Source organism: Pseudoduganella aquatica (assembly GCF_009857595.1).
GTDB lineage: Bacteria > Pseudomonadota > Gammaproteobacteria > Burkholderiales > Burkholderiaceae_D > Rugamonas > Rugamonas aquatica_A.
Genome location: NZ_WWCU01000001.1, coordinates 318,511 through 342,892, shown reverse-complemented (window position 1 = coordinate 342,892; position 24,382 = coordinate 318,511). Strand labels below are relative to the sequence as shown.

The 24,382-nt window shown below is 64.3% G+C and carries 28 protein-coding genes; 4 read left to right on the top strand and 24 right to left on the bottom strand.

Annotated elements, in window-relative coordinates:
• The 4 genes from GTP77_RS01645 (at position 1) to GTP77_RS01630 (ending at position 7,101) form a co-directional block, all read left to right on the top strand.
• Positions 1–4,164 (top strand): DEAD/DEAH box helicase, encoded by a 4,164-nt coding sequence (locus GTP77_RS01645; RefSeq protein ID WP_161070409.1) that lies wholly within the window; start codon positions 1–3, stop codon positions 4,162–4,164.
• A 10-nt stretch (positions 4,165–4,174) separates the two neighbouring features.
• Positions 4,175–4,660: a hypothetical protein gene (locus GTP77_RS01640; RefSeq protein ID WP_161070408.1), complete on the top strand. Its 486-nt coding sequence runs from the start codon at positions 4,175–4,177 to the stop codon at positions 4,658–4,660.
• A 25-nt stretch (positions 4,661–4,685) separates the two neighbouring features.
• On the top strand, positions 4,686–6,590 hold the full coding sequence (locus GTP77_RS01635; RefSeq protein WP_161070407.1) for a DUF885 domain-containing protein: 1,905 nt from the start codon (positions 4,686–4,688) through the stop codon (positions 6,588–6,590).
• 97 nt (positions 6,591–6,687) lie between these two features.
• Positions 6,688–7,101, top strand: coding sequence for a hypothetical protein (locus tag GTP77_RS01630; RefSeq protein WP_161070406.1), 414 nt, complete (start codon positions 6,688–6,690; stop codon positions 7,099–7,101).
• Here the strand turns inward: GTP77_RS01630 and tatC are convergent.
• The 24 genes from tatC to GTP77_RS01510 all read right to left on the bottom strand — a co-directional run bounded on the left by tatC (position 7,098) and on the right by GTP77_RS01510 (position 24,225).
• A complete protein-coding gene (tatC, locus tag GTP77_RS01625; RefSeq protein ID WP_161070405.1) occupies positions 7,098–7,853 on the bottom strand; it encodes a twin-arginine translocase subunit TatC in 756 nt (251 codons plus the stop codon). The two genes, GTP77_RS01630 and tatC, sit on opposite strands and share 4 nt — an antisense overlap.
• Positions 7,854–8,345 carry a Sec-independent protein translocase protein TatB gene (tatB, locus tag GTP77_RS01620; RefSeq protein WP_161070404.1) on the bottom strand — a complete coding sequence of 164 codons (492 nt, stop codon included), beginning with the start codon at positions 8,343–8,345 and terminating at the stop codon, positions 7,854–7,856.
• Between the two features lie 17 nt (positions 8,346–8,362).
• A complete protein-coding gene (gene tatA / locus GTP77_RS01615) occupies positions 8,363–8,599 on the bottom strand; it encodes a Sec-independent protein translocase subunit TatA (RefSeq protein ID WP_161070487.1) in 237 nt (78 codons plus the stop codon).
• A 129-nt stretch (positions 8,600–8,728) separates the two neighbouring features.
• Positions 8,729–9,100 carry a histidine triad nucleotide-binding protein gene (locus GTP77_RS01610; RefSeq protein WP_161070403.1) on the bottom strand — a complete coding sequence of 124 codons (372 nt, stop codon included), beginning with the start codon at positions 9,098–9,100 and terminating at the stop codon, positions 8,729–8,731.
• A 16-nt stretch (positions 9,101–9,116) separates the two neighbouring features.
• Complete coding sequence (locus GTP77_RS01605; RefSeq protein WP_161070402.1) at positions 9,117–9,455, bottom strand: phosphoribosyl-ATP diphosphatase; 339 nt, start codon at positions 9,453–9,455, stop codon at positions 9,117–9,119.
• The gene (gene hisI / locus GTP77_RS01600) at positions 9,452–9,889 is read right to left on the bottom strand and encodes a phosphoribosyl-AMP cyclohydrolase (RefSeq protein WP_161070486.1); all 438 of its coding nucleotides are present in this window, start codon (positions 9,887–9,889) and stop codon (positions 9,452–9,454) included. The genes GTP77_RS01605 and hisI overlap by 4 nt, the downstream gene beginning before the upstream one ends.
• A gap of 36 nt (positions 9,890–9,925) precedes the next feature.
• The gene (gene hisF, locus GTP77_RS01595) at positions 9,926–10,687 is read right to left on the bottom strand and encodes an imidazole glycerol phosphate synthase subunit HisF (protein WP_161070401.1); all 762 of its coding nucleotides are present in this window, start codon (positions 10,685–10,687) and stop codon (positions 9,926–9,928) included.
• 7 nt (positions 10,688–10,694) lie between these two features.
• A complete protein-coding gene (gene hisA / locus GTP77_RS01590) occupies positions 10,695–11,474 on the bottom strand; it encodes a 1-(5-phosphoribosyl)-5-[(5-phosphoribosylamino)methylideneamino]imidazole-4-carboxamide isomerase (protein WP_161070400.1) in 780 nt (259 codons plus the stop codon).
• Positions 11,475–11,513: 39 nt separating this feature from the next.
• Positions 11,514–12,152, bottom strand: coding sequence for an imidazole glycerol phosphate synthase subunit HisH (gene hisH, locus GTP77_RS01585; RefSeq protein ID WP_161070399.1), 639 nt, complete (start codon positions 12,150–12,152; stop codon positions 11,514–11,516).
• Between the two features lie 58 nt (positions 12,153–12,210).
• Entirely contained in the window at positions 12,211–12,801 is a 591-nt protein-coding gene (gene hisB, locus GTP77_RS01580; RefSeq protein WP_056399982.1) for an imidazoleglycerol-phosphate dehydratase HisB, read from the bottom strand.
• Between the two features lie 19 nt (positions 12,802–12,820).
• The gene (gene hisC, locus GTP77_RS01575; protein WP_161070398.1) at positions 12,821–13,912 is read right to left on the bottom strand and encodes a histidinol-phosphate transaminase; all 1,092 of its coding nucleotides are present in this window, start codon (positions 13,910–13,912) and stop codon (positions 12,821–12,823) included.
• Positions 13,913–13,930: 18 nt separating this feature from the next.
• Positions 13,931–14,887 (bottom strand): DNA-methyltransferase, encoded by a 957-nt coding sequence (locus GTP77_RS01570; RefSeq protein ID WP_161070397.1) that lies wholly within the window; start codon positions 14,885–14,887, stop codon positions 13,931–13,933.
• Positions 14,887–16,206 (bottom strand): histidinol dehydrogenase, encoded by a 1,320-nt coding sequence (hisD, locus tag GTP77_RS01565; RefSeq protein ID WP_161070396.1) that lies wholly within the window; start codon positions 16,204–16,206, stop codon positions 14,887–14,889. Before hisD ends, GTP77_RS01570 begins: the two co-directional genes overlap by 1 nt.
• Positions 16,203–16,880, bottom strand: a complete 678-nt coding sequence (gene hisG, locus GTP77_RS01560; RefSeq protein ID WP_161070395.1) for an ATP phosphoribosyltransferase — start codon at positions 16,878–16,880, stop codon at positions 16,203–16,205. Before hisG ends, hisD begins: the two co-directional genes overlap by 4 nt.
• A gap of 10 nt (positions 16,881–16,890) precedes the next feature.
• A complete protein-coding gene (gene murA / locus GTP77_RS01555; RefSeq protein WP_161070394.1) occupies positions 16,891–18,141 on the bottom strand; it encodes a UDP-N-acetylglucosamine 1-carboxyvinyltransferase in 1,251 nt (416 codons plus the stop codon).
• Positions 18,142–18,152: 11 nt separating this feature from the next.
• Positions 18,153–18,389 carry a BolA family protein gene (locus tag GTP77_RS01550; protein WP_056400003.1) on the bottom strand — a complete coding sequence of 79 codons (237 nt, stop codon included), beginning with the start codon at positions 18,387–18,389 and terminating at the stop codon, positions 18,153–18,155.
• Positions 18,390–18,402: 13 nt separating this feature from the next.
• Positions 18,403–19,164: an ABC transporter permease gene (locus GTP77_RS01545; RefSeq protein WP_161070393.1), complete on the bottom strand. Its 762-nt coding sequence runs from the start codon at positions 19,162–19,164 to the stop codon at positions 18,403–18,405.
• On the bottom strand, positions 19,161–20,072 hold the full coding sequence (locus GTP77_RS01540; protein ID WP_161070392.1) for an ABC transporter ATP-binding protein: 912 nt from the start codon (positions 20,070–20,072) through the stop codon (positions 19,161–19,163). Before GTP77_RS01540 ends, GTP77_RS01545 begins: the two co-directional genes overlap by 4 nt.
• Positions 20,073–20,259: 187 nt before the next feature.
• The gene (locus tag GTP77_RS01535; protein WP_161070391.1) at positions 20,260–20,601 is read right to left on the bottom strand and encodes an STAS domain-containing protein; all 342 of its coding nucleotides are present in this window, start codon (positions 20,599–20,601) and stop codon (positions 20,260–20,262) included.
• 14 nt (positions 20,602–20,615) lie between these two features.
• Positions 20,616–21,278 carry an MlaC/ttg2D family ABC transporter substrate-binding protein gene (locus GTP77_RS01530; RefSeq protein ID WP_161070390.1) on the bottom strand — a complete coding sequence of 221 codons (663 nt, stop codon included), beginning with the start codon at positions 21,276–21,278 and terminating at the stop codon, positions 20,616–20,618.
• Positions 21,279–21,310: 32 nt separating this feature from the next.
• Entirely contained in the window at positions 21,311–22,126 is an 816-nt protein-coding gene (locus GTP77_RS01525; protein ID WP_161070389.1) for an MlaA family lipoprotein, read from the bottom strand.
• A 1-nt stretch (position 22,127) separates the two neighbouring features.
• Entirely contained in the window at positions 22,128–22,598 is a 471-nt protein-coding gene (gene mlaD / locus GTP77_RS01520) for an outer membrane lipid asymmetry maintenance protein MlaD (protein ID WP_161070388.1), read from the bottom strand.
• 44 nt (positions 22,599–22,642) lie between these two features.
• A complete protein-coding gene (mlaE, locus tag GTP77_RS01515; protein ID WP_161070387.1) occupies positions 22,643–23,425 on the bottom strand; it encodes a lipid asymmetry maintenance ABC transporter permease subunit MlaE in 783 nt (260 codons plus the stop codon).
• Positions 23,422–24,225 carry an ABC transporter ATP-binding protein gene (locus GTP77_RS01510; RefSeq protein WP_161070386.1) on the bottom strand — a complete coding sequence of 268 codons (804 nt, stop codon included), beginning with the start codon at positions 24,223–24,225 and terminating at the stop codon, positions 23,422–23,424. Before GTP77_RS01510 ends, mlaE begins: the two co-directional genes overlap by 4 nt.
• Positions 24,226–24,382 lie beyond the last annotated feature (157 nt).

Below are 24,382 nucleotides of genomic sequence, written 5' to 3'. Positions count from 1 at the left end.
ATGACGGACCAGCAACTGCTCGCGGAATTCGAGGCGCTCAGCCTCGACGAAAAAATGATATTGGCGCTGCTTGCCCTGATCGGCGACGCCACCGGCCGCACGGCCATCCTGGACCTGCTGAACAAGGCCGGCGTGCGCGACGCGCGCGGCTTCATGTTCAACGTGGACACGCTGGACGAGCCGCTGCGCAAGCTGGAGCGCCTGGCCTTCACCACCGTGGTCACCGCGCGCGGCTACATCTGCAACGCCAAGCTGCGCTGGCCCGCCATCCGCGCCGCCATTGGCGCGCACACGCTGGCCGACCTGTGCACCGCCTACGAAACGCTGAACCCCATGCGCCAGGGCTGGAACGGCGCGCTGGAGGCGCGCAGCTATCGCCAGGCAGTGGCGCGCCTGCGCATGGCGCTACTGCGCGGCCAGGCGCCGCAGCAGGTGCTGCCGCTGCTGCAGGCCTGCATGGTGTGCTACGAGGCGGCCCAGCTGCATCCGGTGGTGGACATCTTCACCAAGCCGCTGGAAGCGGGCATGCTGATCCTGGTCCATCCGCTGCTGGTGGACGACGTGTTCACACTGCTGCTGCAGCACTGCCAGCGCGATCCGTCGCTGGCGCCCACCGTGCGCGGCCTGACCGGGCGCCACGTGCAGCGCCGCCTGGCCAAGAACGAGTACATCACCGAGACCTTCCGCATGGCGCTGGCGGAGGACGCCATCCTGTGCGGCGAAATGAAGCAGGCCGCCATTTACCTGGAAGGCCTGGACGGCGCGCTGCCGCAGTTCCTGCTCAGCGTAATCCTGCTGCTGCGCGGCGACCTGGATAAATCGCTGCAGGGCTTCGAGGCGGCGCTGAAGTCGCTGCGGCGCGAATCGGGCAAGCGCAAGCTGCTGTTCCAAGGCATGGGCGGCCACCTGTACGTGCTGGCCATGCTGCGCAGCGCCGACCCGAAAATGCAGAAGGCCGCCGAAAGCTACCTGGAGCTGGCCATCCACGCGCAGGCCAATCCGGACAGCGCGGTGTACACGCAACTGAGCATGCTGCGCCAGATCCGCGCCGGCACCATGCAGACCGACGTGGTGCTGTCGCGCAGCTGGGAAAGCGCGATGCAGCCGCAGATGTTCCAGGCGCTGCTGTGGTTCTGGCTGGCGCTGCCGCAGCTGGAAGGCAAGCGCGAACAGCTGCACGCATTGGCACAGCAGGCGGAAACGCTGGGCTACAAATTCATCGCCGCGCAAACGGCCAGCCTGCTGGGCCACCACGGCGACGCGGACATGGCCACGCACGCGGCCGCGCTGCGCGAGCGCGGCGGCTTCACCGACATGAGCGGCTGGTTCGAGCGGCAGGAAGCCTGGCAGCGCCAGCTCTCCGCGCTGATCAACCTGCAGCAGGGCGCACCGGATACCGCCAGCGGCGAGGCGCGCCTGGTCTGGATGATTACCTTCGATCCGCGCCACGGCATTACCGAGATCGAGCCGCGCGAACAGAAGCGCGACGCGAAAGGCGCCTGGGGCAAGGGCCGTCCCCTGGCATTGAAGCGCCTGCGCGAGGACGCGGCGCAGATGGAGTTCCTGACGCCGCAGGACATCCGCATCAGCAGCACCATTGCCCCTTCGCGCCAGGCTTATTCGTCCGGCCTGCGCTACGACATCGACCATGAGCAGGCGGCGCTCGCGCTGGTGGGCCACCCGCACGCCTACTGGCTCGAAGCGCCGGACACGCGCGTGGAGCTGCTGGCCGGCACGCCGGAACTGCTGATACGCAAGCAGCGCGGCAATCTGCGCCTGACCTTGCAGCCCGCGCTGACCAATATCAACGCCAGCGTGATGGTGGTGCAGGAAACGCCAACCCGCCTGCGCGTGGTGAGCATAGAAGACGAGCACCGCCGCATTGCCGCCATCGTGGCCGACGGACTGGAAGTGCCGGCCAGCGCGGAGGAACAGGTGCTGCAGGCCATAGGCGCGGTGTCGGCCATCGTCACCGTGCAGTCGGACATCGGCGGCGGCACGGGCAATGCGGAGCAGGTGGAGGCCGACACGCGTTTGCACGTGCTGCTGCTGCCCTACCAGCACGGCCTGAAGATGCAGATCATGGTGCGCCCTCTGGCGGGCGGCGCCTACTACACGCCGGGCAGCGGCGCCGAGAGCATGAACGCGGAAGCCGAGGGCAAGCCGGTACAGACGCGCCGCAGCCTGAGCGGCGAGCGCGATGCGGAACGCCGCCTGATAGGCAAATGCCTGGTGCTGGAACAGGCGGAGCAGGAGCACGGCGAATGGCTGCTCGGCCAGCCGGCGCTGTGCTTGCAGCTGCTGTCCGAGCTGCAGGAGCTGGCGCCGGAATTCGTGGTGGTGGCGTGGCCGGAGGGCGAGAAGTTCCGCGTCAGCCAGCGCGTGAGCGGCAAGCAGTTCCGCCTGAATATCAAGACCGAGAAGGACTGGTTCGCCGCCAGCGGCCAGCTGCAGATCGACGAAGACAAGGTGATGGATCTGCGCGCGCTGCTGGAGCTGATGCAGGCGAACAAAAGCCGCTTCGTGGAGCTGGGCGACAACCACTACCTGGCGCTGACCGAGGAGCTGCACCGCCGCCTGCACGAGCTGCAGGCCTACGGCGACATCAGCGCGGACGGCATCCACATCCACCCGCTCGCGGCCTTCGCGCTGGAGGACCTGGCGGCGGAAGCGGGCGAGGTCAGCGCCGATCCGGCCTGGCGCGCGCACCTGCAGCGCATGGAGGCCAGCACCGCCTTTGCGCCGCAGCTGCCCAGCACCTTGCAGGCGGAGCTGCGCGACTACCAGCGCGACGGCTACGACTGGCTGGCGCGCCTTGCGCACTGGGGCGTGGGCGCCTGCCTGGCGGACGATATGGGCCTGGGCAAGACGCTGCAGGCGCTGGCGCTGATCCTGTCGCGCGCGCCGCAAGGGCCAACGCTGGTGATCGCGCCAACCTCGGTGTGCCTGAACTGGGTGAGCGAGGCTGCGCGCTTCGCGCCCACGCTGAACGTGAAGGTGTTCGGCAGCGGCGACCGCGCGGAGATGGTGTCCAGTGCCGGCGCCTTCGACCTGGTGGTGTGCAGCTACGGCCTGCTGCAGCAGGAGGCCGAGCGCTTCGCGGCCAGGCAGTGGCACACCATCGTGCTGGACGAGGCGCAAGCCATCAAGAACGGCGCCACCAAGCGCTCGCAGGCCGTGATGGCGCTGAAGGGCGACTTCCGCATGGTGGCCACCGGCACGCCGCTGGAGAACCACCTCGGCGAGCTGTGGAACCTGTTCCGCTTTATCAATCCGGGCCTGCTGGGCAGCATAGAGCAGTTCAACCTGCGCTTCGCGGGACCGATAGAGAAGCAGCAGGACCACCGCGCCGAAGTGGGCGCGCGCAACCGCCTGCGGCGCCTGATCGGCCCCTTCATCCTGCGCCGCACCAAGACGCAGGTGCTGACGGAACTGCCGTCCCGCACGGAGATCGTGCTGGAAGTCGATTTGTCGAAAGAGGAAACGGCGCTGTACGAGTCGCTGCGGCGCGAGGCGCTGGAGAACCTGGCGGCGGTGGAAGGCCCGGCCGAGAAGAAGTCGATCCAGATCCTGGCCGAGATCATGAAGCTGCGCCGCGCCTGCTGCAATCCCAACCTGGTGGCGCCGGGCTTGAAGCTCCCGAGCAGCAAGCTGGCGGCCTTTGCGCACCTGCTTTCCGGCCTGCTGGAGAACCGCCACAAGGTGCTGGTGTTCAGCCAATTCGTGGACCACCTGACGCTGATACGCGAGCACCTGGAGCGCCAGGGCGTGGCTTACCAGTACCTGGACGGCTCCACCCCCATGGCGGCGCGCAAGCAGCGCGTGGACGCCTTCCAGGCCGGCGAGGGCGATGTCTTCCTCATCAGCCTGAAGGCGGGCGGCATGGGCATCAACCTGACGGCGGCGGACTACGTGATCCACATGGACCCGTGGTGGAACCCGGCGGTGGAAGACCAGGCCTCGGACCGCGCGCACCGCATGGGCCAGCTGCGCCCCGTCACCATCTACCGCCTGGTTGCACGGCATACTATCGAAGAAGGCATCGTCGACCTGCACCAGCACAAGCGCGACCTGGCCGACAGCCTGCTCGACGGCAGCGACATGGCCGCGCGCATGTCTGCCAGCGAGATGCTGGCGATGCTGCAGGAAGGCCTGAAGATTTAAAGGAGAACACATGGAAGAAGACAACGCATCCCGCCCCGCCGGCCATGGCACGCTGCTGTGCGTGAAATCCTGGACCGCCTACCTGAACACGCTGCTGCTCGCGCTGCTGCTGTTCGGCTTCGCGCTGCCGCTCGCGTTCCGCTACAGCGAACTGATTGCCGCCGGTGTGATGGTATTCGCCGTGGTGGTGGTAGGCTACCGCATCCTGGTGATACGCAGCGTGCAGCTGTATTACGACGATGTGGGCGTGTGGCTGTATTCCGGCATCCTGCCGTGGTCCAAGGGCGTGCAGGGCGTGAAGTGGCGCGACATGGACGAAGCCACTTTCGTGCAGTCGTTCTGGAGCTGGCTGTTCCGCTCCTATTCGATCCGCATCGGCCACCGCTACACCAAGGGCAGCGAGATCATGCTGACGCGCATGGCGCGCGGCAAAGACGCCGTGGCGGCGCTGAACGCGCACCACCAGTCACTGATACGCAGCAATGCGATCAACTGAATACACTAGCAAAGGCATACCCCTCATGATGAAAACCAAAATCGCGCTGGCCGCAGTGCTGGCCTGCCTGGCCCTGACGCCCGCCATGGCCGCCCAGGCGCCGCAAAAAGCCAAGTCCAGCAAGACCACGAAGTCGTCCTCGAAGTCCTCTTCCAAGCAGGGCAAGGGTTCCAAGAGCAGCAAGGGCGCTGCCAAGAAAGGCGCCGTAGCAGCGGCGGCGGCAGCCACGCCGATGATCAAGCAGGCGCCGTCCGAACGCAGCCAGGACAAGCGCATGGATGCGCAGTCCACCCAGTTCCTGGGCGCGCTGTGGAAGATCGATCCCGAGACCGCGATCTCGGTGGGCAAGTACGACACCGCCGCCACCATGACCATCCCGGACGCCACCACCCGCGCCAGCCAGCTGGCCTTTATCGACGACTGGCTGGGCCGCCTGGGCAAGATCGACGCGCGCCAGCTGTCCGCCAAGCAGCGCACCGACCTGGCGCTGCTGCTCAACAAGCTCAATTCGGACCGCTGGTACCTGGCCACCTTCCGCGAATTCGAATGGAACCCGGCGCTGTACAACATCGCCAGCCCGATCGACTTCATCCTCAACACCGAATACGCGGCCAAGCCGCAGCGCCTGCGCACCCTGCTCAAGCGCATCGCCAGCGTGCCGGCCTATTACGACGCGGCGCGCGCCAGCATCAGCAACCCTACCCGCGAGCACACCCAGCTTGCCATCGCGCAGGCGCCGGGCGTGACCGCGCTGCTGGCGGACCTGGACAAGCAGGCGCAGGCCTCCATCCTCTCGCCCATCGAGAAGCAGCTGTTTGCGCAGCGCGTGAGCCTGGCGAAAGCGGCGGTGGACGGCTATGCGGCCTGGCTGGCTGAGCTGGACAAGACCATGGCGCAGAACGGCGGCGGCCGCTCCTTCCGCATCGGCAAGGAGCTGTACGAGGCCAAGTTCAGCTTCGACATCCAGGCTGGCAGCACCGGCGAGCAGACCTACAACAAGGCGCTGGCCGCGCGCGAGCAGCTGCTGGCGAATATGGAGCGCCTGTCGGACGAACTGTGGCCCAAGTATATGAACGGCGCCGCCAAGCCGGCCGACCGTACCGCCAAGATCGGCATGATGATAGACACGCTGTCGGCCAACCACGTGAAGCGCGAGGACTTCTTCCCCGAGATCCGCCGCCAGATTCCTGTCCTGCAGGACTGGGTGATCCAGAAGAACCTGCTGACGCTGGACCCGAACAAGCCGCTGGAAGTGCGCGAAACGCCGGCCTACCAGCGCGGCGTTGCCGGCGCCAGCATCGAGGCGCCCGGCCCATACCGCCCGCAGGACCGCACCTATTACAACGTGACGCCGCTCGACGGCGAATCCGCCGAACAGGCCGAAAGCAGCCTGCGCGAATACAACCACTGGATACTGCAGATCCTCAACATCCACGAGGCGATACCCGGGCACTACGCGCAGCTGGTGTACGCCAACAAATCGCCGTCCATCGTCAAGTCCATCTTCGGCAACGGCGCCATGGTGGAAGGCTGGGCGGTGTACGGCGAACGCATGATGCTGGAGTCCGGCTATGGCGACAACGCGCCCGAGATGTGGCTGATGTATTCGAAATGGAATCTGCGCAGCGTGACCAACACCATCCTCGACTACAGCATCCATGTGCTGGGCATGCAGCAGGCCGAGGCGATGGACCTGCTGACGCGCCAGGCCTTCCAGACGCAGCGCGAAGCGGCCGAGAAATGGCGCCGCGCGCAGCTGTCGTCGGTGCAGCTGGCCAGCTACTTCAGCGGCTACAGCGAGATCATGGAGCTGCGCGAGGAGCGCAAGCAGGCGCTGGGCAGCAAGTTCGTGCTGAAGGACTTCAACGAGAAATTCCTCAGCTACGGCAGCGCGCCGGTGCGCGTGATCCGCGAGCTGATGGCGCAGTAAAAGCTTTGCGCGGCCTCAAGGCGCCGCGCACGCGACCAGGTACCATGGAGACGGGGGCAGTGCCCCCGCTTCTGCTACTATGAACCTGGGAGCGATCATGACCATGCCCATCCGGATTGACAAGCTGAAATACGCCCAGTTATTGAAGGAGGGAGGTCTGCCCGCAGAGCAGGCTGAGCTGCACGCAGAATCGCTCAGCGCGATACTGGACGAATGCCACGTGGCCGTCGAGTCCGATCTGGTGATACAGCGCAGCGAGCTGCTGGCGCGGATGGACCTGCTCAAGCAGGAAATATTCGGCCAGATGGACCTGCTCAAGCAGGACATGCTCAATCAGATGAACCTGATCAGGCAGGAAATGCTCAGCAAAATCCATGAGGTCGAGCTGGCCCTATCGATCCGGATGGATGGCCTGGAGCGGCGGATGGCCGGGATCGAAACCAGGTTCTACCTGCTGTTCGGCATCCAGTTTGTGGTGGATGCCGTGATCCTGTTCAAGCTCTACGCTTAAACAGGCTCTTCCGGCGCCTGCGTCGCCTTGACGAACACCGGCGCCACCAGCAGGCCCAGCTCGTACAGCAGCCACATCGGAATCGCCAGCGAGAACTGGCTGACCACGTCCGGCGGCGTGACGATGGCGGCGATCACGAAGGCGCCCACGATCACATAGGCCCGCACTTCCTTCAGCTTGGCCACCGACACGATCCCCATGCGCACCAGCACCACCACCACCACCGGCACCTCGAAGGTGGCGCCGAAGGCCAGGCACATGGACATGACGAAATCGAGATAGTTCTCAATGTCCGGCGTCACTGCGATCGACGACGGCGAAAAGTCCGAAATGAAGTGGAACACGCGGCCGAACACGAAGAAGTAGCAGAACGCCACGCCGGCCGCGAACAGCACCGAGGACGAGATCACCAGCGGCGCGATCAGGCGCTTCTCGTGCGCGTACAAGCCGGGCGCGATAAAGGCCCACAGCTGGTACAGCACCCACGGCAAGGCCAGGATGAAGGCGATCAGCAGGGTCACCTTCATCGGCACCAGGAAGGGCGAGATCACGCCGGTGGCGATCATCTTCGAGCCGGCGGGCAGCGAAGCGAGCATGGGGGCGGCGATGATGTCGTAGATGGCCGCCGGCCCCGGCCAGAACATCAGCGCGGCGCACACGATGGCAATACCGATCGAGGCTTTGACCAGGCGGTCGCGCAGCTCGATCAGGTGGGAGATGAAGGTCTCCTCAACCGGGGTTTCTTCACTCATTTAGTAGAACGATGCTGGAGGTTTGCTGCTGGGGCGGAAGCGCGCAACCCGCGCGGCGCCGGACGTGACATGCATGCGCGTGCCGTGCTGCTGCTTGTACCAGGCCGGCAGCGCCGAGGTGCGCACCAGGCGCTTGCGGCGGAATTCCTTGGCCTTGCGCGCCAGGTGTTCGGCGCTGGGCGGCACTTGCCCATAATCGTGGCCGGAACTGTCCTGCCAGGCGTTCTGCACCTCGGCCACGCTTTCGGAAATGGACTGCTCCACGCCCTGCTTGATCGACTGCGCGGTGTCCTGCACTTCCTTTTGCAGGTTGCGCAGTTCCTCCAGCTCGATTTCGCGGCTGACTTCGGATTTGACTTCGTGCAGATAGCGCTGCGCGCGGCCGTACAGCGTCCCGGCCATGCGCGCCACCTTGGGCAGCTTCTCAGGACCGATGACGATCAGCGCGACCACGCCGATGATGGCTAGTTTGGAAAGACCGAGATCGATCATAAGCGCTTAACCACGCATTACAGCTTGTTTTTCTCTTTGGCTTCCACGTCGATGGTGGACTTGTCGGCAACCTGCTGGGTCGAGCCGGTCGCGCCGGGAGCCTTGTTCTCTTCTTCGCTGCCCTTCACGCCGTCCTTGAAGCCTTTGACAGCCTTGCCCACGTCCGAGCCGATATTGCCCAGTTTTTTGGTGCCGAAGACCAGCATGATAATTACCAGTACCACCAGCCAGTGCCAGATGCTCATCGAACCCATCATATTCCCCTTGCGGAACGCAACGCGCCCCAAAAAATTGCGGTTAGTGCGGACAGTATACGCGAAGCGCGCCTGTCATGTGCTTGTCATGAAGAAGTAGCAATATTTCTTGCTACCAGTATAGCGCCCTCAGCGCTCGGTGCGCCACGGGTGCGGGCCGCCGATGATGTGCAGGTGCAGGTGGTAGATCTCCTGGCCGCCGTCCGGGCCGCTGTTGATCAGCGTCTTGTAGCCGCGCTGCGGCGCGCCGTCCTCGTCGTAGCCCACGGCCACGCCGTGCTCTTCGGCCAGGCGGGGCGCCAGCGCCAGCATCTTGCCCAGCAGCGGCGCGTGGCCGGCGTTGCAGTCGGACAAGGTGCTGATGTGGGTTTTCGGTATCACCAGCAGGTGCACCGGCGCGTGCGGATGAATATCCTTGAAGGCGAGCAATTCCTCGTCTTCATACACGATGGTCGATGGAATTTGTTTCTTAGCAATTTTGCAGAACAGGCAGTTTTCCACAACAACTCCAGTAGATTTATTCTTTGCGGGACGCTTTTTCCTCGATGCCGGACACGCCTTCGCGGCGCGCCAGCTCGTCGAGCACCTGTTGCGGCGTCAAACCGAACTGGGCCAGCATCACCATCGAATGGAACCACAAGTCGGCGCATTCGTACAGCACTTTGGAGGCATCGCCGCCGTGGCGCGCGTCTTTCGACGCCATCACGAACTCGGTGGCCTCCTCGCCGACCTTTTTCAGGATGGCGTCGTCGCCCTTGGCGAACAGCTTGGCCACATAGGAGGTGGCCGGGTCGCCGCCGTTGACCGGCTTGCGCGATTCGATGGTGGCCGCCACGCGGTCCAGGATGGTGCTCATTTGCTTTTCGCTTCCGTGTAAATCGTGTCCGGGTCTTTCAGCACCGGCTCGCTGGCCTGCCAGTCGCCGTCCTTGGCGTCGCCGTCGAACTTGTTGAAGAAGCAGGAATGGCGGCCGGTGTGGCAGGCGATGCCGCCGGCCTGCTCGATCTTCAGCAGCACCACGTCCTCGTCGCAGTCCAGGCGCATTTCCAGCACCTTCTGCACATGGCCGGACTCCTCGCCCTTGTGCCACAGCTTCTTGCGCGAACGGCTCCAGTACACCGCTTCGCCCAGCTCCACGGTTTTATACAGCGCGTCGCGGTTCATCCAGGCGAACATCAGCACGTCGTTGCTGCCCGCCTCCTGGGCGATCACCGGCACCAGGCCGTGTTCGTCCCACTTGATCTTGTTCAGCCATTTGGCTTTCGCCACGCTGGGCGTCTGGGTCGGCATCATGATGAGATTTTCCTTATGTGTAAGCAGCGGGCCTCAGGCCAGGCGCATTGGAATGCCCTGCTGCGCCATGAAGCGCTTGGCTTCCTGCACGGTGTGCTGGCCGTAGTGGAAGATGCTGGCCGCCAGCACCGCGTCCGCGCGGCCCAGCTTGACGCCGTCGGCCAGGTCCTGCAGGCCGCCTACGCCGCCCGAGGCGATCACCGGGATGCCCACCGCGTCCGACACGGCGCGGGTCAGGCCCAGGTCGAAGCCGGACTTGGTGCCGTCGCGGTCCATGCTGGTGAGCAGCAGCTCGCCCGCGCCCAACGATTCCATTTTCCTGGCCCACTCGACCGCGTCCAGGCCGGTGGCCTTGCGGCCGCCGTGCGTGAACACTTCCCAGCGGCCCGGCTGCACCTGCTTGGCGTCGATCGCCACCACGATGCACTGCGAACCGTGCTTCTGCGAGGCGTCGAACACCAGCTGCGGATTGGTCACGGCCGAGGTGTTCATGCTGACCTTGTCGGCGCCGGCGTTGAGCAGGCGGCGCACATCGGCCACCTCGCGCACGCCGCCGCCCACCGTCAGCGGAATGAAGACCTGGGACGCCACCGCCTCGATGATGTCGAGGATCAGGCCGCGGTTGTCGGACGAGGCCGTGATGTCGAGGAAGGTCAGCTCGTCGGCGCCCTGCTCGTCGTAGCGGCGGGCGATTTCCACCGGGTCGCCGGCGTCGCGCAGCTCGGTGAAGTTGACGCCTTTGACGACGCGGCCATCGGTCACGTCCAGGCAAGGAATGATGCGTTTTGCAAGCATGGTGGGATCAGTCTTCCAGACTGCCTTCCGTCAGTTCGTCGGCGCGCAGCTGGGCCGAGTTCAGGTCCAGCGTGCCTTCGTAGATCGAGCGGCCGCAGATCACGCCTTCAATGCCTTCGTCCTGCACCGCGCACAGCGCTTCCACGTCGGCCAGGTTGTGCAGGCCGCCGGAGGCGATCACGGGTATCTTCACCGCCTGCGCCAGTTTCACCGTCGCTTCGATGTTCACGCCGCCCATCATGCCGTCGCGGCCGATGTCGGTGTAGATAATGGATTCCACGCCGTAGGCTTCGAATTTCTGCGCCAGGTCGATCACCTCGTGGCCGGACATCTTGCTCCAGCCGTCGGTGGCGACCTTGCCGTCCTTGGCGTCCAGGCCGACGATGATGTGGCCGGGGAAGGCGCCGCAGGCGTCATGCAGGAAGCCCGGCTCTTTCACGGCGGCGGTGCCGATGATGACGTAGCTGATGCCGGCGTCCAGGTAGCGCTCGATGGTGTCGAGGTCGCGGATGCCGCCGCCCAGCTGCACGGGGATCTCGTCGATGTCGTTCTCTTCGGCGAACTCCTGCACCACTTTCAGGATGGCCTTGATCGCGCCTTCGTTTTTCGGCTTGCCGGCGAAGGCGCCGTTCAGGTCCACCAGGTGCAGGCGGCGCGCGCCCTGCTTCAGCCAGTGCAGCGCCATGTCGGCCGGGTTGTCGGAAAATACGGTGGCAAGTTCCATGTCGCCTTGTTTCAGGCGCACGCAGTGACCGTCTTTGAGGTCGATGGCAGGAATGAGCAGCATAGTCAGTGTAGGTGAGGTGAGTTTAAGGTTGGGATGGGCTTAAGGTTGCCAATGCACGAAATTCTTATACAGCTGCAGGCCCACGGCGGCGCTTTTCTCCGGGTGGAACTGGGTGGCGAACACGTTCTCGCGCGCCACGGCGCAGCAGAAAGGCGTGCCGTACACGGTTTCGCCCACGCTGTGCGCGGCGTCGCCCGGCTGCACGTAATAGCTGTGTACAAAATAAAAGTAGCTGTTGTCCGGAATGCCGGCCCACATGGCATGAGACGCGCGCTGGCGCACTTGGTTCCAGCCCATTTGCGGCACTTTGAAGCGCGAGCCGTCTTCCTGCAGCTGGCCGTCCAGCTGGAAGCGCACGACTTTGCCCGGCAGCAAGCCCAGGCCTTGCGCGTCGCCCTCTTCGGACGAGTCGAACAGCATCTGCTCGCCGATGCACACGCCCATCAGCGGCTTGGTCTCGGCCGCGCGCAGCAGCGCGTCCTGCACGCCGGATTCGCGCAGGCTGCGCATGCAGTCCGGCATGGCGCCCTGGCCGGGCAGCACGATGCGGTCGGCATTCTCGATGTCGGCCACTTGCCCGGAGATGACGATGTCGGCTTCCGGCGCCACGGCGCGCAGGGCTTGCGCCACCGAGCGCAGATTGCCCATGCCGTAATCCACAACAACAATTTTCTTCATAATGCCATTCAAGCAGAGACAGCGCGGCCCGCGCAAGGGCAATCCGCGCTGCGATTGATTACAAGCTACCTTTGGTCGACGGTATGGTGCCGGCGGCGCGTTCGTCCAGCGTGGTGGCCATGCGCAGCGCGCGGCCGAAGGCCTTGAACACGGTTTCGCATTGATGGTGCGCATTGGTGCCGCGCAAGTTGTCGATATGCAAGGTCACCAGCGCGTGGTTGACGAAGCCGCGGAAGAATTCCAGCGTCAGGTCCACGTCGAAGCCGCCTATCATGGCGCGCGTGAACGGGATGTGGTATTCGATGCCTGGGCGGCCGGAAAAATCGATCACCACGCGCGACAGCGCCTCGTCCAGCGGCACATAGGAGTGGCCGTAGCGAACGATGCCCTTCTTGTCGCCGATGGCCTTGGCGAAGGCCATGCCCAGCGTGATGCCCACGTCTTCCACCGTGTGGTGGTTGTCGATATGGATGTCGCCGGTGGCTTCCACTTCCAGGTCGAACAGGCCGTGGCGGGCGATCTGGTCCAGCATATGGTCCAGGAAAGGAACGCCCGTGTTCAGCTTCTGCACGCCGGTGCCATCCAGGTTGATGGCGACACGGATCTGGGTCTCGTTGGTGTTGCGGGTGATTTCTGCGGTGCGGTTCATGGAAAGCTCTACGTTGGTCTTAGGCTGCCTGCGAGGCTTTAAATGCTTCGAGGAAAGCGGCGTTCTCGTCCGGGGTACTGACCGTGATGCGCAGGCAATTGGCCAGCACACTGTGCATTTTACCCACATTTTTGACCAGCACCTTGCGTGACAGCAGATAGGCATTGGCCGCGTCGGCGTCGGGCACCCGGACGAGGATGAAGTTGGCGGCGGAGGGGAACACTTGCACGCCGGGTACGGCGGCCAAGGCCTCGGCCAGCAGGGCGCGTTGTTCGCGCAGGATGGCGGCTTGCTGGTTGAGCACGTCGATGTTGTCGAGTGCAAATTCGGCGGCGACTTGCGTCAGCACGTTCACATTATACGGCGGACGGACCTTGTCGAACTGCTCCAGCAGTTTCGGCGCGGCCGACATATAGCCGAGGCGGATGCCGGCCAGGCCCAGCTTGGACACGGTGCGCATCACCACCAGGTTGTCGAACTCGGGCAGGCGGCCCATGAAGCTCTGCTGGGCGAAGGGCTCGTAGGCCTCGTCCACCACGGCAAGGCCGGTGTCGCCCAGCGCCTCGATGATGGCAACCACGTCTTGCTCGCTGAACAGGTTGCCGGTGGGGTTGTTCGGATACGACAGGTAGACCAGCGCCGGCTTGTGCTGGGCGATGGCGGCCAGCATGGCGGGCAGGTCCAGCGTCAGGTCGTCCTTCAGCGGCACGCCGACGAAGTCCATGCCGGCGAATTGCGCCGAGCGGGCGTACATGACGAAGGTGGGCAGCGGCGCCAGCACCACGGCGCGGCGATCCTGGCGGGCGCAGGCCATGTCCAGGATGGAGATCAGCTCATCGGAGCCATTGCCCAGCAGGACGTCGTAGCCGGCCGGCACGCCGAGCTGCTTGCAGATGCGCTCTTTCACGCTGGCGTAGGAGGCCACGGGGTAGCGGTTCAGCGCCACGTTGGCCAGGCGGGTGGCCAACTCGGTGGCCAGATGCTCGGGCAGCGGGTAAGGATTTTCCATCGCGTCCAGTTTGATAAAACCGCTTGCATCTGCCACGTGGTAGCCGGGAATGGCCAATACGTCGGAACGGATGGTGTTGCGGATGAGACTGTCGATGGACATCTTGCTGCACTCCTTAAGTTAAATGGTAACTTCTTCGGGGGGCGCCTTTTTTATGGCGCGTGATCGTTTCGGCGCCGCCGGCTTGGGCGCGGCGGCTTTCTTGGCTGCGGGTTTCTTTTTCGGCGCGGCGGCCTTGGCCTTGGCCTTGGCCTTGGCCTTCGGCTTGGCCTTGGGCTTGGCCGGCGCATCGGGCGCGGCAGCCAGCGCCAGCGCCTCGATGGTTTCCAACGCCGCCAGCCGCTCGCCGATGATGGCGCAGTATTCCGGGTTCAGCTCGAAGCCGACAAACTGGCGCCCGCAGCGGCGCGCGGCCAGCGCGGTGGTGCCGCTGCCCATGAACAGGTCCAGCACCACGCCGCCCGGCGGGCAAGAGGCCTTGACCATGCGCTCGATAATCTCGAGCGGCTTCTGCGTCGGGTGGTTGGCGCGCTCCGGATGCTCGCGGTGCAGGCGCGACACGCTCCACACGTCCTTCGGGTTGTAGCCCACTTCCAGCCACTTGGCGCCGATGAAGATGGAGCGCGAGCGCGCCTTCTTGGTTTCGGCGTCGTAGGGAATGCGCACTGCGTCCAGGTCGAAGTAGTAGTCCTTGCGGCCGACGAAGAAGCCCACCGTGTCGTGCACCGACGAGTAGCTGCGCACGCTGCCGCCCATGGACGGCACGCGGCGGTCCCAGATGATTTCATTCATCATCGTCATGCGCTGCTTCAGCATGACGAAAATTTCCGGCGAAAAGCGCCAGGTCAAAAAGATGTACAGGCTGCCGTTGGGCTTGAGCTTGGGCAGCGCCGCGTCTATCCACTGCTCGGTCCAGCGCAGGTATTCCTCCACCGTTTGCTGGTCCGACGCATTGCCGTAGTCCTTGCCCAGGTTGTAGGGCGGATCGGTCAGGATCAGATCGACGGAACCGTCCGGGATGCGCGCCAGTCCGGCCAGCGCATCCTCGCAGAAGACCTGGTTGAGCCAGTCGCTCATCAGTCTTTGATCCTCAGTTCCGCGCTGCGGGCGTGCGCCTGCAGGCCTTCGCCGTAGGCCAGTTCGGCCGCGACCTTGCCCAGCGTTTGCGCGCCGGCTTCGGACACGTAGATGATGGACGAGCGCTTCTGGAAGTCGTACACGCCCAGCGGCGACGAGAAGCGCGCGGTGCGCGAAGTCGGCAGCACGTGGTTCGGGCCGCAGCAGTAGTCGCCCAGCGATTCGGACGAGTAGCGGCCCAGGAACATGGCGCCCGCGTGGCGGATCTTGTCGGCCCATTGCTGCGGCTCGGCGGCGGAGATCTCCAGGTGCTCGGCGGCGATGCCGTTGGCGATGGCGCAGGCTTCGTCCATGTCGCGCACCTTTACCAGCGCGCCGCGGTCGTTCAGCGAGGTGCGTATCACTTCCTGGCGCGGCATCTGGGGCAGTAACTTTGCTATGCTGGCCTCCACTTGCGCGATGTAGTCCGCGTCCGGGCAGAGGAGGATGGCCTGGGCCAGCTCGTCGTGCTCGGCCTGCGAGAACAGGTCCATGGCCACCCAGTCCGGGTCCGTGGTGCCGTCGCACACGATCAGGATCTCGGACGGACCGGCGATCATGTCGATGCCGACGGTGCCGAACACGCGGCGCTTGGCGGCGGCCACGTAGGCGTTGCCGGGGCCGACGATCTTGTCCACGGCGGCGATGGTCTCGGTGCCGTAGGCCAGCGCGCCGACTGCCTGCGCGCCGCCGATGGTGATGACGCGGGTAACGCCTGCCAGCGCGGCGGCGGCCAGCACCATCTGGTTCTTCACGCCGTCCGGCGTGGGCACCACCATGATGATTTCGCCCACGCCCGCCACTTGCGCGGGAATCGCGTTCATCAGCACGGACGATGGGTAGGCGGCCTTGCCGCCCGGGACGTAGATGCCCACGCGGTCCAGCGGCGTGATGCGCTGGCCCAGAACGGTGCCGTCAGGCTCGGTGTAGGTGAAGCCTTGCAGCTCCTGCTTCTGGCGCTCGTGGAATACGCGGATGCGGTCAGCCGCCACTTGCAGCGCGGCGCGCTGGCTTGCGGGCAGCACGTCCAGCGCGGCTTGCAGTTCGGCCTGCGGCAGGTCCAGCGTGTCCACCGAGGCGGCGCCGCCATTGGGCAGGCGGTCGAAGCGGTTGGTGTATTCCAGCACGGCGGCGTTGCCGCGCGCCTTCACGTCGGCCAGGATCTTGGCGACAGCGGTTTCGATGGCGTCGTCGGTGGATGCTTCAAAGGCCAGCAGCGCGTCCAGGGTCGCTTTAAAATCAATGGCGGACGAATCGAGTTTGCGGATCTGTATCGTCATTGCTTCACCTTTTTCGAGGCACGCTCAAAGGCTTCGATAATCGGTTGGAGACGCTGGCGCTTGAGCTTGAGCGCCGCCTGGTTCACCACCAGGCGCGAGGAGATGTCCATGATCTCTTCGACTTCCACCAGGTTGTTGGCGCGCAGCGTGCTGCCGGTCGACACCAGGTCGACGATGGCGTCCGACAGGCCCACCAGCGGCGCCAGCTCCATCGAGCCGTACAGCTTGATCAGGTCCACGTGCACGCCCTTGGCGGCGAAGTGCTCGCGCGCGGTGGTGGTGAACTTGGTGGCCACGCGCAGGCGCGCGCCCTGGCGCACGGCAGCTTCGTAGTCGAAGCCGGATTTCACAGCGACCGACATGCGGCACTGCGCGATGTTCAAATCCACGGGCTGGTACAAGCCCTCGCCGCCGTGCTCGATCAGCACGTCCTTGCCGGCCACGCCGAAGTCCGCCGCGCCGTGCTGCACATAGGTCGGCACGTCGGTGGCGCGCACAATCAGCACGCGCACATTGGGGTCGTTGGTGGCCAGGATCAGCTTGCGCGAAGTTTCCGGATTCTCGGTGACGGTGATGCCGGCTGCTTCCAGCAGCGGCAAGGTGTCTTCGAAAATACGGCCCTTCGACAGCGCAAGGATCAGCTGGGAATTGGCGTCGCTGTTAAATCCGCTCATGATGGTCTCTTTACTTGATTCGGCTGATGTTGGCGCCGATCGCCTGCAGCTTCACTTCCATGCGGTCGTAGCCGCGGTCGAGGTGGTAGATGCGGTCGATCAGCGTTTCGCCCTTGGCGGCCAGGCCTGCGATCACCAGCGAAGCCGAAGCGCGCAGGTCGGTCGCCATCACGGGCGCGCCCACCAGCTGATCCACGCCTTTGATAAAGGCCGTGTTGCCGTCGGTTTCAATTGCCGCGCCCAGGCGGTTCATCTCCTGGACGTGCATGAAGCGGTTCTCGAAAATGGTTTCGGTCACGCGGCTGGGGCCATTGGCGATGGTGTTCACCGCCATGAATTGGGCCTGCATATCGGTCGGGAAGCCAGGGTATTCGGTGGTACGGAAAGTCACCGGGTTCGGGCGCGCATCCATTTGCGCGCGGATGGTGTCTTTGCCTATGGTCATTTGCAGGCCGACTTCGCGCAGCTTGTCGAGCGCCGCGTCCATGATGTCGGTGCGGGTGTTGCGCAGCGTGATGTCGCCGCCGGTGGCCGCGACGGCGCACAGGAAGGTGGCCGCTTCGATGCGGTCCGAGATCACGGAGTGCGATGCGCCGTGCAGTTCCGGCACGCCCTGGATCACCAGGCGGTCGGTGCCGATGCCTTCGATCCTGGCGCCCATGGCCACCAGCAGGTTGGCCAGGTCGGTCACTTCCGGCTCGCGCGCGGCGTTTTCCAGGATGGTCTCGCCTTCGGCCAGGGTGGCGGCCATCAGCAGGTTCTCGGTGCCGGTCACCGTGATCATGTCGGTGACGATGCGGGCGCCCTTCAGTTTTTTGCACTTGGCGTAGATATAGCCGGCGTCGATGGTGATCTCGGCGCCCAGCGCCTGCAGGCCCTTGATGTGCTGGTCCACCGGACGCGAACCGATGGCGCAGCCGCCCGGCAGCGACACCTTCGCTTCGCCGAAGCGCGCCAGCAGCGGACCCAGTACCAGGATGGAGGCGCGCATGGTTTTCACCAGCTCGTACGGCGCTTCCAGCTTGTCGATGGCGCTGCCGTTCAGCGTGACCTTCTCGCCGTCCTGCGCCACTTTCAGGCCAGTCTGGCCCAGCAGCTTGAGCATGGTGGCCACGTCGTGCAGATGCGGCACATTGTCCAGCACCACGTCGCCCGAAGTGAGCAGGCCGGCGCACAGGATGGGCAGCGCCGCGTTCTTGGCGCCGGAGATGGTGACGTCGCCGACCAGGCGCTTGCCGCCCGTGATGAGGAGTTTGTCCATGGTGTGTGTCCTTAGCCTTTGTATTCTTCCGGGGTCAGCGTTTTCATCGACAGCGCGTGGATTTCTTCGCGCATGCGGTCGCCCAGCGCCGCGTACACCAGCTGGTGGCGCTGGATGGGGCGCTTGCCGGCAAACGCCGGCGAGACGATCACGGCCTGGAAGTGCTGGCCGTCGCCCTCCACTTCGAGGTGGGTGCATTCGAGGCCGGCCTTGATGTAGCCGTGGATTGCTTCTGGAGTCGTGGTCATGGTGTTGGTCCTATCAGTGGCGCAGGCGGTAACCGCTGCTCAATAAACGTATAGCCAGCATCGACAGCACGGCCAGGAAGGCGCCGACGATGCCGAGGCTGATGAAGGGGTTGACGTCGCTCTGGCCGAAGAAGCCGTGGCGGAAGCCGTCTATCATGTAGAAGAACGGGTTCAGGTGCGACACGGTGAGCCAGAACGGCGGCAGCGAGTGGATCGAGTAGAACACGCCGGACAGGAAGGTCAGCGGCATGATCAGGAAGTTCTGGAACGCGGCCAGCTGGTCGAATTTCTCGGCCCAGATGCCGGCGATCAGGCCCATGGTGCCCAGGATGGCGGCGCCCAGCAGCGCGAACACCAGTATCCACAGCGGCGCCACGAAGCTCATATTGGCGAACCAGGCGGTGACGATGAACACGCCCGCGCCCACCACGATGCCGCGCACCATGGCCGCGATCACGTAGGCCGAGAAGATCTCCCAGTGCGACAGGGGCGTGAGCAGCACAAACACCAGGTTGCCGGTGATCTTGGACTGGATCAGCGAGGACGAGGAGTTGGCGAAGGCGTTCTGCAGCACGCTCATCATCACCAGGCCGGGAATCAGGAAGGCCGTGTAGCTCACGCCCGGATACACCTGCACGCGGCCTTCGAGCACATGGCCGAAGATCAGCAGGTAAAGCATGGCGGTGAGGATGGGCGCGGCCACGGTTTGCGTGGCGACCTTGTAGAAGCGCAGCGTCTCTTTATAAACGAGGGTGCGGAAGCCGGTCGAAATCATAGTGCGCCCTTGTCCATAATTTGCAGGAAGATGTCTTCCAGGTCGGCGTTCTGCAGCTGCATCTCGTCGATGGCGGCGCCGCTCTCGCGCACGCGCGCCAGGATGGGCTCCACTTCGCTCACTTCGTTGATGCGCAGGCTGTACTTGCCCAGAGCCGCTTCTTCAGGGTGCGTGACCAGGTGGCGCAAGTCTTCCGGCAGCGTGCCGTTTTTCAGGTGCAGGATCAGCGAGGAGCCGGAAATGCGGCGTATCAGCGCGGACATGGTGTCCAGCGCCACCACCTTGCCGGTCTTCAGCATGGCGACGCGCTTGCACATGGCCTGCGCCTCTTCCAGGTAGTGGGTGGTGAGCACCACGGTGTGGCCTTCGCGGTTCAGGCGCGAGATGAATTTCCACAGCGTCTGGCGCAGTTCCACGTCCACGCCGGCGGTCGGCTCGTCGAGCACGATGACGGGCGGCTTGTGCACCAGCGCCTGCGCCACCAGCACGCGGCGCTTCATGCCGCCGGACAGGGCGCGCATATTCACGTCGGCCTTGCCGGTCAGGTCGAGGTTTTCCATCACCTCGTCGATCCACTTGTCGTTGTTCGGCAGGCCGAAGTAGCCGGACTGCAGGCGCAGCGTTTCGCGCACGGTGAAGAAGGGGTCGAACACCAGTTCCTGCGGCACCACGCCGAGCTTCTTGCGCGCGGCGCGGAAGTCGCCCGTGACGTCGTGGCCGTGGATGCTGACCTTGCCCGCGTCGGGACGGATCAGGCCCGCGATGATGGAGATAAGTGTGGTTTTTCCGGCACCATTGGGGCCGAGCAGGCCGAAGAATTCGCCCTCCTCGATGGTGAGGGAGACGCCGCCCAGTGCCTGCAGCGACTTGTAGCGCTTTTCGACATTGCTGATTTGGATTGCTGTCATGCTTGGCTTTATGTTTTGGCTACGGCACGGTGACCGTCGCGGGAAGGGCACGAGACCCGGAGGTGCGATATGCCGTGGCACTCAGGCAACGGCAACGGTCAATTATATTGGAAAATGGACTCGGCCACGACGGACCGGGAAACTGCTGATACGGGTGCTGCGGTACTGCGCGGGGGTATGGCGGGGGTCAATGATGGTGGTGATGCTGCGGCACGTCGGCCGCCGGGCTGCTGCTTGGGCCGCATTCGGCCAGCGAGGGCGATACCAGCGCGCACACGCCGTACAGCTTGGTGAGGCTTTTCAGGTTGGCCGGCAGGTTTTTCAGCTCGAGCGCCAGGCCCGCTTCCTGCGCGGCGCGCTGCCACGCCAGCAGCACCGACACGGCGGCCGAATCGACCGCCTCCACCTTGCTCAGGTCGAACACGGCCTGGCCGGCGCGGATCGCCGCCACGCCCTGCTCCAGCGCCACGGTGGCGTTGGACACGGTCAGGGACGTGAGGGATTGCATGGTGTCGGTGGATGCGGACATGGTTTTTCGGTCGATTATTTAGCGGAAGCAGCCTTGATCGGGCGGCTGGCCAGCTTCTTGTTCTTTTCGGACAAGGTCTTGATCAGGCCGTCGATGCCGCCCTTGGTGATTTCCGAGGCGAAGGTGCTCTTGTAGGTCTCGACCAGCCACGCGCCCAGCACGTTGATGTCGTAGATCTTCCAGCCGGTAGGCGACTTGGCCACGCGGTAGTTCAGCGGAATCGGCTCGCCACGGGCCACGTTGACCTGGGAACGCACTTCCACTTCGGTGTCGCTAGGATCGGCGCGCAGGGGCTTGAATTCGATGGTTTCGTTTTTCACCTGGGACAGGGCGCCCGAGTAGGTGAAGATCAGCAGCGAACGGAACTCGGTGGACAGCTGCTTCTGCTGTTCCGGGCTCGCTTCGCGCCAGTAGCGGCCGGCGGCCAGCGAAGTCATGCGCTGGAAGTCGACGTAAGGCAGGATCTTGGTTTCCACCAGGTCCATCACGCGCTTCTGGTTGCCGGCCTGGATTTCCTTGTCGGCCTTGGCGGTGTCCAGCACGTCCTGGCTGATGCGCTTGACCAGCACGTCCGGCGCTTCATTGCCGGCCGGGGCGGCCGCGGGCGCAGCGGCGGCGAAGGCCGCGGACGCGAAAGCGACCGTGGCGAAGGCGAAAAGTTGTTTAATCAATTTCATCTCTGTTTAACCTTATAGTGTTTGCTTCGGGCTCACAGGCTGGCGTTCTTATCCGCAGCCGGTGCCGCCATTATAGCCTCGCCAGTGGCAGGCGCCGCTTCGTTGCCGTTTTCGGCATCGGCGGCGGCCGGCTTGGCCTTGTCCTTATCCTTGCCGCCGCGCGGACCGTCGCCGTCGTTGACCTTGCTTTCACGTGCCTGCAGGAAACTATCACGCACGAACTCATAGCGGTCCAGCGCGGCTTCTTCCATCAGGCTGGTGGCATCCAGCAGGCTGGCGCGCTTGTCGATCACGCGGGTAACGCTGCCGATGTTGCGCACGTTGACAGGATCTTTGTAGCCCCATGGGTCGGCCTTGATGTCCAGCGGCAGCGCCACGGTGTCGCGCACGGTGGACGGACCCAGCAGCGGCAGCATCAGGTAGGGACCGGATTGCACGCCCCAGTAGCCCAGGGTCTGGCCGAAATCTTCGTTATGCTTCTTCAGGCCCGCTTCGGAAGCGATGTCGAGCACGCCCAGCAGCCCGAAGGTGGAGTTCAGCGCCACGCGCATCACGTCCGACATGCCCTGCTCGCCCTTGCCTTGCATAAAGCCGTTGGCGGCGGTCCACACGTCCGACAGATTGCCGAAGAAGTTGCTCACGCCGGTCTGCACGAAGGACGGCAGCACGTTCTTGTAGGCGGTGGCGGCCGGTTTCAGCGCGGCCTGGTCCACCGTGTCGTTGAACTTGAACATGCTGCGGTTGAAGCCCTCGTAGGGGTCGCGCGGGTTGGGGCCGGCGCAGCCGGTCAGCACTGCGGCAGCCGCTACAGTCAATGCCAGGTGACGGAACTTGGTCGATGCGCTCATATTATTTGCCATCCTTTCCTTCAGCTGCTTTGCTGTAGATGAATTGGTTGATCAGGTCTTCCAGCACGGCGGCCGACTGGGTGCGCGCGATCTTGTCGCCCGCCACCAGGTTGTTGGTGTCGCCGCCGGCTTCGATGCCGATATATTGCTCGCCCAGCAGGCCGGCCGTCAGGATCTTGGCCGAGCTGTCTTTCGGGAAGGCGTAGCCGGTTTCCATATTCAGGGTCACCAGCGCTTTATAGGACTTGTCGTCGAAGCGGATGCGGGCCACGCGGCCCACCACCACGCCGGACGCCTTGACTGCGGCCTGCTCGCGCAGGCTGCCGATATTGTCGAACTTGGCGGTCACTTCATATGTCGGGGCGAACGACAGCGAACTCGCATTGCCGGCCTTGAGCGCCAGGAAGGCCAGTGCGGCCACGCCCAGCACGACAAACAAACCCACCCACAGATCCAGAGATTTACGTTGCATAACACTATCCTAACTTGTTTTTATTTCTTCGGCGCACGGTGCCGTTATTTGCTAAACATCAAAGCCGTCAGCATGAAGTCCAGCCACCAGATCATCAGGGACGAAATCACCACGGTGCGGGTGGTGGCGCCGGCCACGTCTTCCGGCGTGGGGCGGGCCTCATAGCCCTGGTACAGCGAAATGAAGGTGATGGCCACGCCAAACACGATGCTCTTGGCGAAACCGTTGAACACGTCTTTCCAGATATCCACGCCGCCCTGCATTTGCGACCAGAACGCGCCTTCGTCCACGCCGATCAGCTGCACGCCGACCAGGTAGCCGCCGAAGATGCCCACGGCGCTGAAAATGGACGCCAGCACCGGCACGGCGATCACGCCGGCCCAGAAACGGGGCGCCAGCACGCGCTGCACGGGGTTGACCGCCATCATTTCCATGGCCGACAGCTGCTCGCCGGCCTTCATCAGGCCGATCTCCGCCGTCAGCGAGGTGCCGGCGCGGCCGGCGAACAGCAGCGCGGTGATGACCGGCCCCAGTTCGCGCGTCAGGCCCAGCGCCACCAGCAGGCCGAGCGACTGCTCGGCGCCGTATTTGTTCAGCGTGTAATAGCCCTGCAGGCCCAGCACCATGCCGACGAAGAGGCCGGACAGCGTGATGATGAGCATGGAATAATTGCCGATGAAGTGCAATTGCTCGATGATGAGGCGCGGACGGCGCAGCAGGCCGGGCGACACGCCCAGCATGTAGAAGAAGGTGCGTGTCGCGTAGCCGACGCCTTCGATGTGTTCGCGTACCCAGATGCCCAGGCGCTCCAGCAGGCCGGCGATCATGCGCGCTCCTTCAGGCCGAGATCGGCCGCCAGGGACTTGCCCGGGTAGTGGAAGGGCACGGGGCCGTCGGCCTCGGCGTGCACGAACTGCTTCACGTAGGGGTCGGAGGAGGCCATCATCTCGTCCGGCGTGCCGTGCGCGACGATTTTGCCTTGCGACAGGAAATACACGTGGTCGGCGATGTGGAAGGATTCCTTCACGTCGTGCGAGACCAGGATGGTGGTCGAGCCGAGCGCGTCGTTCAGGTTGCGGATCAGGTTGGCGGTCACGCCCATCGATATCGGGTCCAGGCCGGCGAACGGCTCATCGTACATAATCAGTTGCGGGTCCAGCGCGATGGAGCGCGCCAGGGCCACGCGGCGCGCCATGCCGCCGGAGATCTCGCCCGGCTTGAGCTTGGCGGCGTTGCGCAGGCCCACGGCGTGCAGCTTCATCAGCACCAGGTCGCGTATCAGTTCTTCCGGCAGGTCGGTGTGCTCGCGCAGCGGGAAGGCCACGTTTTCGTACACGGAAAGGTCGGTAAACAGCGCGCCGTGCTGGAACAGCATGCCCATTTTGCGGCGCAGCAGATACAGGTCGTCGGTCTTCAGTTTGTGAACAATCTGGCCGTCCACCGACACGTGGCCCTTGGACGGGCGGATCTGGCCGCCGATCAGGCGCAGCACCGTGGTTTTGCCGCTGCCGGAGCCGCCCATCACCGCCACCACCTTCCCGCGCGGGAAGTCCATCTGGAGGCCCGACAGGATGGACCTTTTTCCATAGGAGAAGTGTAAATCACGGATTTCGACTAGATTCGGCACGACCACGCTCACTTTTTTGAATCCCGTATTGTAGTGCAGAAACGCCAACCTCTGCTGAGAGCTCCTCCGGGAGAGGGAGACAAGAGGCAAATAATACAACATTAATAACCAGAAAGTCAGCAACACATCTGGAAAGGCATGTGAATTGCTGCAACGC

Excerpts from the sequence above, each read along its gene's own strand:
- GTP77_RS01645 (WP_161070409.1), top strand. The coding sequence starts at position 1 with ATGACGGACCAGCAACTGCTCGCGGAATTCGAGGCGCTCAGCCTCGAC.
- GTP77_RS01640 (WP_161070408.1), top strand. The coding sequence starts at position 4,175 with ATGGAAGAAGACAACGCATCCCGCCCCGCCGGCCATGGCACGCTGCTG.
- GTP77_RS01635 (WP_161070407.1), top strand. The coding sequence starts at position 4,686 with ATGATGAAAACCAAAATCGCGCTGGCCGCAGTGCTGGCCTGCCTGGCC.
- GTP77_RS01630 (WP_161070406.1), top strand. The coding sequence starts at position 6,688 with ATGACCATGCCCATCCGGATTGACAAGCTGAAATACGCCCAGTTATTG.
- tatC (WP_161070405.1), bottom strand. The coding sequence starts at position 7,853 with ATGAGTGAAGAAACCCCGGTTGAGGAGACCTTCATCTCCCACCTGATC.
- tatB (WP_161070404.1), bottom strand. The coding sequence starts at position 8,345 with ATGATCGATCTCGGTCTTTCCAAACTAGCCATCATCGGCGTGGTCGCG.
- tatA (WP_161070487.1), bottom strand. The coding sequence starts at position 8,599 with ATGGGTTCGATGAGCATCTGGCACTGGCTGGTGGTACTGGTAATTATC.
- GTP77_RS01605 (WP_161070402.1), bottom strand. The coding sequence starts at position 9,455 with ATGAGCACCATCCTGGACCGCGTGGCGGCCACCATCGAATCGCGCAAG.
- hisI (WP_161070486.1), bottom strand. The coding sequence starts at position 9,889 with ATGCCGACCCAGACGCCCAGCGTGGCGAAAGCCAAATGGCTGAACAAG.
- hisF (WP_161070401.1), bottom strand. The coding sequence starts at position 10,687 with ATGCTTGCAAAACGCATCATTCCTTGCCTGGACGTGACCGATGGCCGC.
- hisA (WP_161070400.1), bottom strand. The coding sequence starts at position 11,474 with ATGCTGCTCATTCCTGCCATCGACCTCAAAGACGGTCACTGCGTGCGC.
- hisH (WP_161070399.1), bottom strand. The coding sequence starts at position 12,152 with ATGAAGAAAATTGTTGTTGTGGATTACGGCATGGGCAATCTGCGCTCG.
- hisB (WP_056399982.1), bottom strand. The coding sequence starts at position 12,801 with ATGAACCGCACCGCAGAAATCACCCGCAACACCAACGAGACCCAGATC.
- hisC (WP_161070398.1), bottom strand. The coding sequence starts at position 13,912 with ATGTCCATCGACAGTCTCATCCGCAACACCATCCGTTCCGACGTATTG.
- GTP77_RS01570 (WP_161070397.1), bottom strand. The coding sequence starts at position 14,887 with ATGAGCGACTGGCTCAACCAGGTCTTCTGCGAGGATGCGCTGGCCGGA.
- hisD (WP_161070396.1), bottom strand. The coding sequence starts at position 16,206 with ATGACGATACAGATCCGCAAACTCGATTCGTCCGCCATTGATTTTAAA.
- hisG (WP_161070395.1), bottom strand. The coding sequence starts at position 16,880 with ATGAGCGGATTTAACAGCGACGCCAATTCCCAGCTGATCCTTGCGCTG.
- murA (WP_161070394.1), bottom strand. The coding sequence starts at position 18,141 with ATGGACAAACTCCTCATCACGGGCGGCAAGCGCCTGGTCGGCGACGTC.
- GTP77_RS01550 (WP_056400003.1), bottom strand. The coding sequence starts at position 18,389 with ATGACCACGACTCCAGAAGCAATCCACGGCTACATCAAGGCCGGCCTC.
- GTP77_RS01545 (WP_161070393.1), bottom strand. The coding sequence starts at position 19,164 with ATGATTTCGACCGGCTTCCGCACCCTCGTTTATAAAGAGACGCTGCGC.
- GTP77_RS01540 (WP_161070392.1), bottom strand. The coding sequence starts at position 20,072 with ATGACAGCAATCCAAATCAGCAATGTCGAAAAGCGCTACAAGTCGCTG.
- GTP77_RS01535 (WP_161070391.1), bottom strand. The coding sequence starts at position 20,601 with ATGTCCGCATCCACCGACACCATGCAATCCCTCACGTCCCTGACCGTG.
- GTP77_RS01530 (WP_161070390.1), bottom strand. The coding sequence starts at position 21,278 with ATGAAATTGATTAAACAACTTTTCGCCTTCGCCACGGTCGCTTTCGCG.
- GTP77_RS01525 (WP_161070389.1), bottom strand. The coding sequence starts at position 22,126 with ATGAGCGCATCGACCAAGTTCCGTCACCTGGCATTGACTGTAGCGGCT.
- mlaD (WP_161070388.1), bottom strand. The coding sequence starts at position 22,598 with ATGCAACGTAAATCTCTGGATCTGTGGGTGGGTTTGTTTGTCGTGCTG.
- mlaE (WP_161070387.1), bottom strand. The coding sequence starts at position 23,425 with ATGATCGCCGGCCTGCTGGAGCGCCTGGGCATCTGGGTACGCGAACAC.